Origin of the sequence: Streptomyces amakusaensis (assembly GCF_039532665.1) — a bacterium.
GTDB lineage: Bacteria > Actinomycetota > Actinomycetes > Streptomycetales > Streptomycetaceae > Streptomyces > Streptomyces amakusaensis.
In genome coordinates this window covers 130,300-142,786 of record NZ_BAAASB010000005.1, presented here as the reverse complement: position 1 = coordinate 142,786, position 12,487 = coordinate 130,300, and the positions used below count along the sequence as shown (strand labels likewise).

The window sequence follows — 12,487 nt, the reverse complement described above, 5'->3', positions numbered from 1 at the left end:
GGGGCCGCGCCGCATCATGGGCACCTCGTGATCCACAGGAATGGATGAGCCGCTCATGACGGACGCCTCCGGCCGTGCCCGGCTCGCGGTGTGGGTCCTCACCCGGACGGCACTGCTGCTGTGCGTCTTCAAGGCGATCCCCTACCCCGGGCCGGATGTCACCGCCGACGTCTCGGTGATCTACCAGGGCTGGTACGAGATCCTGCGCACCGGCGTCTTCCCCCGCTCCGACGTCACCTGGCAGTACCCGCCCGGCGCGGCGCTCGTGATCCTGGCCCCGGGCGCGGTGCCCCTGCCCTTCCTCGGCTACGCCGGGACCTTCTATCTGCTGACGCTCGCCTGCGACGCGCTGGTGTACGGGCTGCTGCGGTACGCGGGCGGCCGGGCCGGGCGGCGCACCTGCGGGGTGTGGGTGTGGACGGCCGGGGTGCCGCTCCTCGGGCCCACGGTGTACGCCCGCTACGACCTGATGGTGACCGCCGTCGCGGTGGCCGCGCTGCTGGCCGGGGTCCGCAGGCCCCGGGTGCTGGGGGCGCTGGTGGGGTTCGGGGCACTGCTCAAGGTCTGGCCGGTGCTGCTGCTGACGGGGCTGGAGCGCGGGGCGGTCACCCGGCGGGCGGTGGGGGCGGCGGCGGCCGTGGGGGGCGGGCTGGCCCTGGTGTTCCTGGTGTCGATGCCCGGCTCGCTCGGCTTTCTGACCGCGCAGCGGGACCGGGGCACGGAGGTCGAGTCGCTGGGGGCGCTGGTCTTCCACGCGGGCCGGTGGCTGGGGTGGGAGGGGCGGGTGATGCTCCACTACGGCTCGGTGGAGTTCCTCGGCCCGTACGTCCCGCTGGTGTCGGCGCTGGCCCTGGCGCTCGCGGCGGGGGCGCTCGGATGGCTGCTGCTCTGGCGGTGGCGGGCGCGGGTCTTCGGGCCCGCGACGGCGGCGGACGCGGCCTTCACCGGGGTGCTGCTGTTCACCACGACGAGCCGGGTGATCAGCCCGCAGTACATGGTGTGGCTGGTGGGGCTGGGGGCAGTGTGCATGACGTTCCGGGCGAGCAGGATGGCGCTGCCGGTGGGGATGGTGGTGGGGGCCACGGGGGTGACGGGGCTGGAGTTTCCGATCTGGTTCTCGCATGTGGTGGAGGGGGATGTGCTGGGGGTGGGGGTGGTGGGGGTGCGGAATGGGGTGTTGGTGGGGGCAGGGGTGGTGGCGTGTTTGCGGCTGTGGGGTGAGGGGGGCGGGGCGGGGGCTCGGCCGGTCCGTGAGTGTCGGGTCCTGGTCGGGGGCGCTGCCCCCGAGCCCCCGCGCCTCAAACGCCGGCGAGGCTGAAATTGAGGCACCCGTTTATTGAACGCCCCGGCGGGGCTGATTTTTACCTGGCCAGGTGGAGATCGACTGTCCCGGCGGGGGTGGTTCTTATCTGTCGGACAGGCGTTGGCGGAGGTAGTCGTGCCAGAGGGCGGTGAAGGCTTCGGGGGTGGTGGAGAGGACGGTGGTGAGGGCGGAGGGGAGGGCGGTGGTGGGGTTGGGGGCCTGGGTGAGGGCGCGGTAGAAGTCGGTGAGGTGGGTCTCGCTCCAGTGGTCGGCGATGAGTTCGCAGGCGAGCCAGCCGCTCTCGTAGGCGCGGGCGAGGGTCTGGGGGGAGCCGCCGAAGGCGAAGTCGTCGTTGGCGGGGAGGGCGGGAGGGAGGTCGCCGCGGCGGACGGCGCGGTGGAGTTCGGGGGCGGTCTGGACGGCGGTGCGGCCGGTGTCGCGGTAGGCGACCCAGTCGGCGAAGCCCTCGGAGAGCCACAGGGGGGTGGCGGGTGAGGTGTGGGCGCGGGTCGCGACATGGGTGGTCTCGTGGGTGATCACGACGCGCTTGCCGAAATCGCCGAGGGCGTCGTAGGCCGCCGGGTTGACGATGACGCGGTCCGCGGGGGCGTCCCCCGTCGCGCCGGTCTCGCCGGTGGTGACGGCGGCGATGCCCCGGTATCCGGCGGCGGGGGCGCCGAGCAGGGCCCCCATGGCCTCCAGTGAGCGGGGGGCGAGCACCACGACCCGGCCGGCCCAGCGGGTGGGCCAGGCGTCGGAGACGGCGGGGACCGAGCGGTCGGCGGTGCGGGCGAGGGCGGTGAGGCGGGCCTCGTCGTGGCCGACGCCGAGGATCAGGCTGCGTTCGCCGCGTACCGCACGGACCGGGCCCTGGTGCCAGAGCTGCTGGACGCCGCCGTCGGCGGCGCGGTCGGCGGTGAGGTGCCAGCGGCCGTCGCGGCGGGCCAGCTCCAGGGTGCGGGGGGCGGTGACCGGGCCCGAGTCGTAGCCGGAGATCCGGTAGCGCAGCTCGGCCTCGGCGGTCGCCCGCCCGCCGTGCTGCCGCACCTCGCCGAGGCGGTACTCCCAGGACGCGAGGGGCACCTCCGTCAGATTGCGGAAAAGCCGCAGCTCCTCGGTGCGGAGCCGGTCCGCGCCGGGGTCCAGCGCGGCGAGGTAGCCGGGCTCGTCGCGGGCGAGCACGGCGGCGGCCCGGGCGTCCAGCACCCGCCGGATCTCCGCCGGGGCGCCCGCCCGGTCCCCGGGGGCCTCGCCGCAGCCCGCGAGCAGCACCGGGGCCAGCACCGCCGCGACGAGCGCGAGGCCCACCCCGGCACGTCCCCTCGCGCGCCGCGCGCGCCTGTCGTCCGCCACCCTGCCGATCGTACGGAACCCCGGCACCGGTCAGACGCGCGTGACCCCGGAGACCGGCATCATCCCGACCGGGTCGTAGCGGACCGAGGCCCCCGGGTAGGGGGCGTGCAGAACCTGGCCATTGCCCACGTACATCCCGATATGACTGGCGTCGGATCGGTAGGTGATCAGATCACCGGGCCGGGCCTCGGCGAGCGAGACCTGACGGCCGGCGTTGCGCTGCGCCTGGGAGGTGCGCGGCAGTGCGACGCCCGCCTGGGCGTACGACCACTGGGTGAGGCCCGAACAGTCGAAGCCGGAGGGCCCGTTGGCGCCCCACACATAGGGGCGTCCGACGGCGGCCCGGGCCGCCCCGAGCGCGGCGGCGGCCCGGGAGGAGGCGGCCTGCGCGCCGACGGCCCCGGGGGCGGCCCGGTCCCGGTCGGAGCGGGAGGAGCGGGTGAACTTGTCCCGCTCGCGCGCCGTGAGGGTGTTGAGCAGCCGCTGCGCCTCGGCGAGCTTGCGCTCCACGACGCGCTTGCTGCGGGCCACGGCGGCGCGGGTGCGCTCCAGTTCGGCCAGGGCGCGGGCGGCCTCCGAGCGCTCCTGGACCAGTTCGCGGTGGACCACGCGGAACTCCCGCAGTACGGCGTTCTGGCGCTCGCCGAGGCGCTCCAGCGCCTCGGCCCTGGAGAGATAGCTGTCGGGGTCGGAGGAGAACAGCAGGATGAGCGCGGGTTCCATGCCGCCGGAGCGGTACTGCGCGCCCGCGACCGAACCGAGCGCCTGCCGCATCCGGTTGACGTTCTCCTGGCCGCGCGCCACGCCGTCCTGGGCCCGGGAGAGCGTCCGGCGCAGCTTCACGGACCGCTCGTCCGCCGCGTTGTACCGCTCGGTGGCGCTCTCCGCCTCCTCGAACAGCCGGTCCACCCGCGCCTGTGCCGTCTGTGCGGAGCCGCCGTGCGGATCCGCGCTCGCCGGCACGCCTCCGAACGCCGCGGCGGCCGTCGCGACCGCGGCGGCGGACAGGACGGTGACCTTGGCACTGTGAGTGAGACCGGACTGTGAGGGCCGTCGATGGGACGCCACTGACCGCGCTCCCTTCCGCATGTGCGAGGAATGCGTACGGGTGCGGCACACCGTGCACGACGGAGCGGACGCGAACGCCGTACGAGGGCTGTTGCGCGGCAGACAGTAGTCGGGCGACCACACGGTGACCAAAGACATCGCCCGGCGCGCACAACCGCGCCCCGCCGGGAGACCACAGGTCACCGGCGGGGCGCGGCGTCAGCGAGCGGATCGGGAATTCCCCCGAATGGGCGGCATGAACGGCCGCGCCCGGGGTCCGGACCGTGGAGGGTCAGACGCGGACCCCGAACATGTACGGCATGTTGCTCATGGCCTCGTACCGGACCACGGTGCCGGTGCGCGGCGCGTGCAGGACCTGTCCGTTGCCCGCGTAGAAGCCGACGTGGTGCAGGTCCGAGTAGAAGAAGACCAGGTCGCCGACTTGCAGATCGCTCTGGGAGTTGATCCGGGTGCCGATGCCGGTCTGCGCCTGGGAGGTGCGGGGTATGGAGATGTTGGCCTGGGCGAAGGCCCAGGAGGTCAGGCCGGAGCAGTCGAAGGAGCTGGGGCCGGACGCGCCGTAGACGTAGGGCTTGCCGAGCACGCTCTGGGCGGCGGCGTACGCGGAGGAGGCGCGGCCCGAGGCGGGCTTGGCCTTCTCGGTGGACGGGCGGTCGGCGGTACGGCTGGCGCGGTCCTCGTCGCCGCCGGTGGCGCGGTCGCTCTCGGCGGCCTGGGCCTTCTCCGCGGCCTGCTGGGCCTTGGCGGCCTTCTCGTCCTCCTCCTTCTTGAGCGCGGCACGCTCCGCCGCGGTCAGGGTGTTGAGGAGTTTCTGCGCCTCGCCCAGCTTGGACTGGACTTCCTGCTTCTTGGAGCTGAGCTCCTTGCGGGTGTCGGAGAGGTCGCCGAGCTTGCCCTGGGCCTCCTTGCGCTGCTGCGCGAGGGTCCGCTGCTTGTCCTGGATCTCGGTGATCGCCTCGGTCTGCTTGGCTCCGAGCTGGTCCAGCGCGGAGGCCTTGTCGAGGTAGTCGTCCGGGTCCGAGGAGAGGAAGAGCTGAAGGGCCGGGTCCATGCCGCCGGAGCGGTACTGCGCGCTGGCCACCGAACCGAGACTGTCACGCAGCTCGTTGAGGTCGTCCTGACCCCGGGCGACCTTGTCCTGGAGGTTGTCGACCTGCTTCTGGAGCTTGCCCTGCTGCTCCTTGGCGCCGTTGAGCTTCTCCGTGGCCTGCGCGGCCTCGTCGTAGAGCTTGTCGACCTTCTCCTTGACCTCGGCCTTGCTCGGCTTGGGATCGGCCTGAGCGGTCTGGGAGGTCAGGGCGACGGCGGCGGCCGCGGTCGCGGTGAGCACGGTCACTCGGGCGCGGCTCGGCTGCTTGGGACGACGGTGGGACGCCACGAAGGACGGCTCCTTCTTCCTCGAAGCCGCCTGCCGGGAGTGAAGGCGTTTCCCGGCTCCGCGCCCACAGCTCCCGGGAAACGGCTGAGGCGCACGGACTCGGCGGTCCTCCGCTGCCACCCCGGATGGGTGATCAACCGCGCGAAGGTTCGAGGCCCGACACTAGTGACCCACTTGTGATCACTTCAAATCCTGTGGGGAAAAATCTCGGTCGGACACGCATTCTTTACCCGTTTCACACCCGTAGTGATGAGCATTTGACGCTACGTCCCGTTCAGATGCGAACGAATACGGTCATTGGGCATGGGAGTTGACATCAGCCCCGATTGACCACAGGAGCTGACGCAAGGGTCGAGGCGACGGCCGAGGCGACGGCCGACGGGCGGTCAGACCCTGGAGAGCCGCCTCAGCAGCAGCGCCGAAGCGACCGGTCTGGCACCGGCCTTGGCCACCCCGTCGGCCACCTCGCGGTCGGTGGAGACCACCACGACGGGCCGCCCCGGCGGCTCGGCGCGGACCAGCTGACGGATCAGCTCGTCCGCGGTCACCCCCGGCTTGGAGAAGAGCACCCGCACCCCGCGCGGCGGCGCGAGGAGGACCGGCGCGGCCAGTTCGGCCCCGTCGAAGACACAGGTGATCTCCGCGCCGGTCTGCGCGGCCAGCACCGAGAGCCCGCCGAGCAGCCGCAGCCGCTGCTTCTCCAGGGGCATCGTCGGATAGCCGGTCTTGGTGACGTTGTAGCCGTCGACCACCAGATGCGCCTGCGGCAGCGCCAGCAGCTGGTCGAGGAGGGCGGGATCGGTCTCCGAGAGCGCGCGGGCCGCGATGTCCTTGGGGGACATCCGGCCGGGCTCGACGGCGTCGACCGTGTCGGCGGGGTGGACGGAGACCGGCGGCAGCGCCAGTTCACGGCGGAGCCCCTGGGCCGCGTCCAGCACGGTGTCCAGCAGCAGCCGCAGCCGCATGTCCTCGATCGAGCGGCCCTCCCGGGCCGCCCGGCGGCCCGCCTCCACGGCGGCCTCCGCCTCGACGAGACGGGCCCTGAGCCGCCGGGTCTCGCTCTCGGCCGCCGACACCTGGGCGGAGCACTCCGCCCTGGCCGTCTCGATCTCGGAGGCGGCCCGGCGCAGCGCCGCCTCGCCGCGCTTGATGTCGCTCTGGGCGCTGCGCACCTTGCGGCGGAGCGACTCCGCCTCCTTGCGGGAGGCGTCCAGCTCGGTGCGGAGCCGCTCGGTCTCGCTCTTGGTGAGCCCGCGCGCCTCCGTCAGCTCCTCGCGGAGCCGCTCCAGCTCGCGCCGGCCCGCCTCGTCGGCGCGCTCGGCGTCCGCGCGCTGGGCCTCCTCGCCCGCGGCGGCCACCAGCTTCACCCAGCCGGTGGGTCTCAGCACATAGGCGGCGGCGGCCACATCGAGGGGGTCGGCCGCGGCCGGCGGGGAGCCGGCCGCGAGCGCGGCGCACAGTTCGGACTGGACCTGGGTCAGCCGCTCCCCGATGCGCTGCCGGAAGAGCGGGTCGCTCTCCAGCGCCGCCGCCATCGCGTTGCCCGCGAACTTGGCGCGCCGGGAGGGCGTGAACCGGGCGTACTGCCGCAACTGGGCCGGGAGTTCTCCGACGGTGAGACCGCCGAAGGCGTCCGAGACCAGTGCCACCACTCGGCGCCGGACGCCTTCCGGCAACGGCCGGTCGAGCGCCTCGGCGGCGTCACCGGCCGCACCGGCCGGTTCGGCGCCGCTGTCAGGCTGCTCCACAATCCGTCACCCCACTACCCGGAACACCCGCGCTCGCGCGGGGCCCACTACCCTTCGCGCGGGCTCCGTCAGGAGTCCGCGCCCGGCCGGTCCACCAACTCGATCTTGTCCACGGCGTTGCACCAGCGACAGCGCACGGACTCGATGGTCTCACTGAGCACCTCGCGCTCCTCGACCTTGGGCTCTCCGGCCAGGTCCAGATGGACGTATTCGACGACCTTCGACGAGCGGGTGACATCGAAACGGGTGAGATTGCCACAGAGTGTGCAACGCCAGCGGGTGTCAGCGGTCGGCGAGGGAACCGTCGTCATAGTCGCGTCCTCTTCCGTTGTGCGGTTTTCCGGTTGCCGCGGTGCGCCGTCGAACTGCGGGTGTACTCCCCGTAACTCTATGGCCTCGCGGGTATCCGGGGACACGGCGAGGCACTCTGTACCGTTCCATTCCACTACGCCATCATCTGTCCATGGTCGATTGGCGGGGTGTGGCCCTGGGCGCGATCCGGGGTGCGGCGACGGGGCCCACCGTGACATACGGCGTGATCGCCGTCTGCTGCGCGGTCTTCCTGGTCTCCCCGGTCTCGGGGCTCAATCCGTCCTACGGGACGGGGGACGCGCTGCTGGCGGCCCAGAGCGCGTACTTCGAGCGCTGGGGGGTGATCCCCGCCGAACTGATGAGCGGCGACCCCGGCACTCTGCTGACACCTTTCACCGCGCTCTTCGTCAGCGGAAACTGGCTGCATCTCCTCGGCAACATGCTCTTCCTCTACGTCTTCGGCGCGATGGCCGAGGAACGGCTCGGTCAGCCGGAGTTCATCCTCTTCTACACGGTCACGGGCTATGTGGCGCTCTGTGCCTACGCGGCGGCCAACGCCGGGTCCGACCAGACCCTGGTGGGAGCGTCGGGGGCGATCTCGGGGGTGCTCGGGGCCTTTCTCTTCCTCTTCCCGAGGGCGAGGGTCACCAGTCTCTTCCCGTTCCTCTTCTTCCTGCCGCTGCGCTTCCCCGCCTGGATCGTGCTGATCTTCTGGTTCGCGCTCCAGTGGCTGGCGGCCTCGGGGGCGGGGAGCGGCGGGCCGGGAGTGGCGTATCTCGCGCATCTGGTGGGATTCGGGGCCGGATTCCTCTACGCATGGGGACGTTTTGGACGTGGGGCTAGAGTGAAGTCCCCAGCAGCGGCCACCGAGGGAGAAAGCAAGCCGTGATCACCGCGATCGTGCTCATCAAGACCAGCGTGGACCGGATCCCCGAGATCGCGGAGTCGATCGCCGCCCTGGACAGCGTCAGCGAGGTCTTCTCCGTCACCGGTACGTACGACCTGATCGCGATGGTCCGGGTGGCCCGGCACGACGATCTGGCCGAGGTGATCCCGGGCAGCATCAGCAAGATCGCCGGGGTGGAGGCGACCGACACCCATGTGGCCTTCCGCACCTACTCGCAGCACGATCTGGAGGCGGCGTTCGCGATTGGGCTGGATTCCTGAGCCCCGAACCCCCAAGATGAAGACTTCCTCATCTTCGTCTCATCCAGCTTCTCTCATGATCTGGCCAGTATCGAACACATGGTCTTCTCTCATCGCATAGCGGCACTCGCCGCGGTCGTCGCGATCCCCCTGGGTATCGCGGTGACCAGTTACGCCCTCACCGACAGCCCGGACGACCGCAAGGTTCCCCCGAAGGTGGAGCTCCCGACGGGCACCCCGGCGGGTTCGTCCGGTTCCTCGGTGACCCCGGAGGAGCCCACCGAGCCCCGCCCCGCCGACTCGGGGCCCTCCTCCCCCCGCCCCGTCCCCAGCGACGAGACGGTCAGCACCCAGCAGCCCGGCCCCGGCTCCGACACCCCCTCCCAGCCGGTGGACGAGACCGTCTCCGGGCCCCCGGTGCGCGAGAACCCCCCGAGCGGCGACGACAACGACGACGACGGCAACGGACAGGGCGACGACGGCCCGGGCGGCGACGACTTCGGTGACGACGGCTGACCCCGTACGCCGCTGGGTCTCCGCACGGCTGCGCATCCTGCTCTGGCTGCTGCTCGTCATGGCAGTGGCCCTGGGCGCGGTGGCCACGGCGACCCGCTCCGTACTGCTACGCGATGTGGACCATCGGATCAACGGCCTCCTGGTCCAGGAGGCCGCTGAGTTCGCCAACTTCGTCGCCCAGGGCGTCGACCCCAGCGACGGCAAGAAGTTCAGCGACCCCAACCCGCTGCTGCGGGTCTTCCTCGCCCGCCAGTACGCCGACCCGGACGAGGAACTGCTCGGCCTGGTCGGCCGGGCCGGCATGGGGCCGGCCAGCAAGGCGCAGGAGCGCGAGGCCAGGGCCTACAAGCCGCTCGCCGACGACTCCGCCTCACTGGCCGCCGTCTTCGAGTCCCCGCACGCCACCGGCACCCTGAACCGCCCGCAGGGCGAGGTCCGCTGGGCCAAGGTGGTGATCGACTCCGGCCCCGGCCACGAGTCGGCGGCCTTCGTCGTCGCCATCCACCCCAAGGGGGAGCAGGACAAGGCCAACGACATCTTCCTGATGCTGCTGGCCATCTCCGGGGTGGCCCTGCTGATGACCACCGGTGTCGGCTGGGCCGTCGCCGGCCGCATCCTCCAGCCCGTACGGCTGGTGCGCACCACCGCCGCCCAGCTCACCGAACAGGATCTGACCCGGCGGATCCCGGTCGAGGGCCGCGACGACATAGCGGCGCTCGCCGAAACGTTCAACGCGATGCTGGACCGGCTGGAACGGGCCTTCGCCGCGCAGCGGGAGTTCGTCGACGACGCCGGCCACGAGCTGCGCACCCCCATCACCATCATCCGCGGGCATCTGGAGCTGATGGGCGACGATCCGGTCGACCGGGAGGAGACCGTACGGATCGTCATGGAGGAGCTGGACCGGATGAGCCGCATCGTCGAGGACCTGCTGCTGCTCGCCAAGGCCGAACGGCCCGACTTCGTCTCCGCGGAGCCGGTGCAGCTCGGCGAGCTGACCGCCGACGTCTTCGTCAAGGCGCGCGCGCTCGGCGAACGGGAGTGGACCCTCGCCGGGGTCGCCGACGCCGAGGTGCACGTCGACGCGCAGCGGATCACCCAGGCCATGGTCCAGCTCGCCCAGAACGCCGTCCAGCACACCGTCCCCGGCCAACGGGTCTCCATCGGCTCCCGCAGCCGGGAGGACGGCATCGAGCTGTACGTCGCCGACACCGGCCCCGGCGTCCAGCCGCAGGACGCCGAGGTCATCTTCGAACGGTTCCGGCGCGGCACCGCCCGGCGCGGCGCGCGCGCCACCGGCGCGGGGCTCGGGCTCGCCATCGTCAAGGCCATCGCCGAGGGCCACGGCGGACGGGTCGAACTGCGCCCCACCGAAGGCGGCGGCGCCACCTTCGTCCTCGCACTCCAGAGAGAAGCGACCCTGTGAATCGGATACTCATCGTCGAGGACGAGGAACGCATCGCCTCCTTCGTGGAGAAGGGGCTGCGGGCCAACGGCTTCACCACCACCGTCGTCGGCGACGGCGACGCCGCCTACGACTACGCCGTGACCGGCGGTTTCGATCTGGTCGTGCTGGACATCGGGCTGCCCGGCAAGGACGGCTTCACCGTGCTGCGCCAGCTGCGCGAGGCCCGGGTCTCGGTGCCGGTGATCGTGCTCACCGCACGGGACTCGGTACGGGACACCGTGGCCGGCCTGGAGGGCGGCGCGGACGACTGGATGACCAAGCCCTTCCGCTTCGAGGAACTGCTCGCCCGGGTGCGGCTGCGGCTGCGCACCGCGGCGGGCGCGCCCGAGGTCACGGTGTTGCGCAACGGCGAGCTGACGCTCGATCTGCGCACCCGGCGGGCCCGCTCGGGCGAGCGGACGGTGGATCTCACCGCACGCGAGTTCGTCCTGCTGGAGCTGTTTCTGCGCCACCCGGGGCAGGTGCTCTCCCGGGAGCAGATCCTGTCGCACGTCTGGGGGTACGACTTCGACCCCGGCTCCAACATCGTCGACGTCTATGTCCGCGCCCTGCGCAAGAAGCTGGGGGCCGGACGGGTCGAGACGGTACGGGGGATGGGATACCGGCTGCCCGAGTGAGCGGGCGGACGGTGGGGGACGAGACGGGACGGGCCCGGGGCGGAGGAGCCCCGGGCTTCTTCCGTTCGTCCCCGGGCCCGCCGCGTGAAGTTCCTTTCATCAAGTGCTCATGGAGCCCTCACCGCCCGGGTGAAATCTCTTCCATGTGACCTTGAACCTGCGACAAGCGGCGACCCTGTGCGTGGCCCTGAGCATCTGCGCACTGCTCATCGTCCCCGGAAACTTCCCGGGGCTGAGCGGGGACGCCCGTATCACCCTCGCCGTCTTCGCCCTGGCGACCTGCGCCTGGATCGGCACGCCGATCGACGACACCTATATCGCCCTGGGCGCGGGGCTCGCTCTGACCGCGACGGGGGTGATCAGCAGCGACGAGCTCTTCGGCACCCTCGGCGACGACACCGTGTGGCTGCTGATCTGCGCCTTCGTGCTGGCCGCCGCGGTGGCCAGGACCGGGCTCGCCGGGCGGGCCGCCGCCTTCCTGGTCGGCGGTGCGCGCACGGTGCGGCAGCTGGTCCATCTCACCACCGCGGCGCTGGTGGTCACCGCCTTCGCGGTGCCCGCGACCTCGGGGCGGGCCGCGCTCGCCATGCCGGTCTTCCTGGCGCTGGCGAAGGCCCTGTCGGACCGCAAGCGGCTGGTGGTGATGCTGGCGCTGCTCTTCCCCACCGTCATCCTGCTGTCGGCGGTCGCCACGCTGATCGGCGCGGGAGCGCATCTGATCACCGTGTCGGTGCTGTGGGAGGCCGCCGGGGAGCGCATCGGCTTCACCGAGTGGCTGATGATCGGACTGCCGCTGGCCGTGGTCTCCTCCCATCTGGCGGCGGAGGCGGTGCTGTTCACCACGACCCGCCGCGAGGACCGCAGGGGTCCGGTGCACATCACCGCCGAGGAGATCCAGAAGCACAGCGACAAGCCGGTCACCGGACCGCTGGAGGCCGCCGAGACCCGGTGCGCCCTGCTGCTGGGCACGGTGGTCGTCCTGTGGTGCAGCGAGCCGCTGCACCGGGTGCCGCCCGCCGTGGTGGCGCTGATCGGGGCCATAGTGGCGGCATCGCCGGCGCTGGGCACCGTACGGCTCAAGGACGCGCTCAAGACCGTGCCGTGGTCGCTGCTGCTGTTCATGGCGGCGACCATGGCGATGGGTGTGGCGCTCGCCGACTCCGGGGCCGCGAAGTGGCTGGTCGGCGGGGTGCCGCTGGATCTGCCGCCGTGGCTGTTCCTCACGGTGGTGGTGGGTGTCTCCACCATGGCGCACCTGGTGCTCCAGTCACGGTCGGCGAGATCCTCGGTCCTGGTGCCGCTGGTGGTAGCCGCGGCCGTCGGCGCGGGGGTCAACCCGGTCGCCGCCGCCCTCGCCTCCACCGCCGCCGCGGGCTTCTGCCACACCCTGCCCGCCTCCGCGAAGCCGGTCACCCTCTTCGCCGAGATCCCCGGGACCCCCACGTACACCCCGCGCGATCTGCTCCGGCTCTCCGCCGTGCTGGCCCCGATGACCGCGGCGCTGGTGCTGCTGTTCGCGGTCGCCGTCTGGCCGCTGATCGGCGTACCGCTCCGCTGACGGCCGCCCCCGAACCTCAA

The 12,487-nt window shown here is 72.1% G+C and carries 12 protein-coding genes; 7 read left to right on the top strand and 5 right to left on the bottom strand.

What is annotated here, in order from left to right:
- The first annotated feature begins 55 nt into the window (after positions 1-55).
- Positions 56-1,318 carry a glycosyltransferase family 87 protein gene (locus tag ABD371_RS10575; RefSeq protein WP_344475224.1) on the top strand — a complete coding sequence of 421 codons (1,263 nt, stop codon included), beginning with the start codon at positions 56-58 and terminating at the stop codon, positions 1,316-1,318.
- 87 nt (positions 1,319-1,405) lie between these two features.
- Here the strand turns inward: ABD371_RS10575 and ABD371_RS10570 are convergent, their stop codons facing one another.
- From ABD371_RS10570 to ABD371_RS10550, 5 genes are all read right to left on the bottom strand, one after another.
- The gene (locus tag ABD371_RS10570) at positions 1,406-2,656 is read right to left on the bottom strand and encodes a hypothetical protein (RefSeq protein WP_381733444.1); all 1,251 of its coding nucleotides are present in this window, start codon (positions 2,654-2,656) and stop codon (positions 1,406-1,408) included.
- Positions 2,657-2,686: 30 nt separating this feature from the next.
- Positions 2,687-3,724: a C40 family peptidase gene (locus ABD371_RS10565; protein WP_344475222.1), complete on the bottom strand. Its 1,038-nt coding sequence runs from the start codon at positions 3,722-3,724 to the stop codon at positions 2,687-2,689.
- Positions 3,725-3,995: 271 nt separating this feature from the next.
- Positions 3,996-5,102, bottom strand: a complete 1,107-nt coding sequence (locus ABD371_RS10560; protein WP_344475220.1) for a C40 family peptidase — start codon at positions 5,100-5,102, stop codon at positions 3,996-3,998.
- A gap of 386 nt (positions 5,103-5,488) precedes the next feature.
- Positions 5,489-6,850: an NYN domain-containing protein gene (locus tag ABD371_RS10555; RefSeq protein ID WP_344475218.1), complete on the bottom strand. Its 1,362-nt coding sequence runs from the start codon at positions 6,848-6,850 to the stop codon at positions 5,489-5,491.
- 68 nt (positions 6,851-6,918) lie between these two features.
- Positions 6,919-7,161, bottom strand: coding sequence for a hypothetical protein (locus tag ABD371_RS10550; protein WP_190121757.1), 243 nt, complete (start codon positions 7,159-7,161; stop codon positions 6,919-6,921).
- 152 nt (positions 7,162-7,313) lie between these two features.
- On the opposite strand from ABD371_RS10550, the gene ABD371_RS10545 reads away from it, so the two are divergent.
- The 6 genes from ABD371_RS10545 to ABD371_RS10520 all read left to right on the top strand — a co-directional run bounded on the left by ABD371_RS10545 (position 7,314) and on the right by ABD371_RS10520 (position 12,467).
- Positions 7,314-8,051 (top strand): rhomboid family intramembrane serine protease, encoded by a 738-nt coding sequence (locus ABD371_RS10545; protein WP_344475216.1) that lies wholly within the window; start codon positions 7,314-7,316, stop codon positions 8,049-8,051.
- The gene (locus ABD371_RS10540) at positions 8,048-8,329 is read left to right on the top strand and encodes an Lrp/AsnC family transcriptional regulator (protein ID WP_190121759.1); all 282 of its coding nucleotides are present in this window, start codon (positions 8,048-8,050) and stop codon (positions 8,327-8,329) included. Before ABD371_RS10545 ends, ABD371_RS10540 begins: the two co-directional genes overlap by 4 nt.
- Positions 8,330-8,407: 78 nt before the next feature.
- On the top strand, positions 8,408-8,824 hold the full coding sequence (locus tag ABD371_RS10535; RefSeq protein ID WP_190121760.1) for a hypothetical protein: 417 nt from the start codon (positions 8,408-8,410) through the stop codon (positions 8,822-8,824).
- Positions 8,811-10,250, top strand: a complete 1,440-nt coding sequence (locus tag ABD371_RS10530; RefSeq protein WP_344475213.1) for a sensor histidine kinase — start codon at positions 8,811-8,813, stop codon at positions 10,248-10,250. The genes ABD371_RS10535 and ABD371_RS10530 overlap by 14 nt, the downstream gene beginning before the upstream one ends.
- The gene (locus ABD371_RS10525; RefSeq protein WP_344475211.1) at positions 10,247-10,909 is read left to right on the top strand and encodes a response regulator transcription factor; all 663 of its coding nucleotides are present in this window, start codon (positions 10,247-10,249) and stop codon (positions 10,907-10,909) included. Before ABD371_RS10530 ends, ABD371_RS10525 begins: the two co-directional genes overlap by 4 nt.
- A 145-nt stretch (positions 10,910-11,054) precedes the next feature.
- Positions 11,055-12,467, top strand: a complete 1,413-nt coding sequence (locus ABD371_RS10520; RefSeq protein WP_344475209.1) for an SLC13 family permease — start codon at positions 11,055-11,057, stop codon at positions 12,465-12,467.
- The last annotated feature ends 20 nt before the right edge of the window (positions 12,468-12,487 follow it).

Excerpts from the sequence above, each read along its gene's own strand:
- ABD371_RS10575 (WP_344475224.1), top strand. The coding sequence starts at position 56 with ATGACGGACGCCTCCGGCCGTGCCCGGCTCGCGGTGTGGGTCCTCACC.
- ABD371_RS10550 (WP_190121757.1), bottom strand. The coding sequence starts at position 7,161 with ATGACGACGGTTCCCTCGCCGACCGCTGACACCCGCTGGCGTTGCACA.
- ABD371_RS10545 (WP_344475216.1), top strand. The coding sequence starts at position 7,314 with ATGGTCGATTGGCGGGGTGTGGCCCTGGGCGCGATCCGGGGTGCGGCG.
- ABD371_RS10535 (WP_190121760.1), top strand. The coding sequence starts at position 8,408 with ATGGTCTTCTCTCATCGCATAGCGGCACTCGCCGCGGTCGTCGCGATC.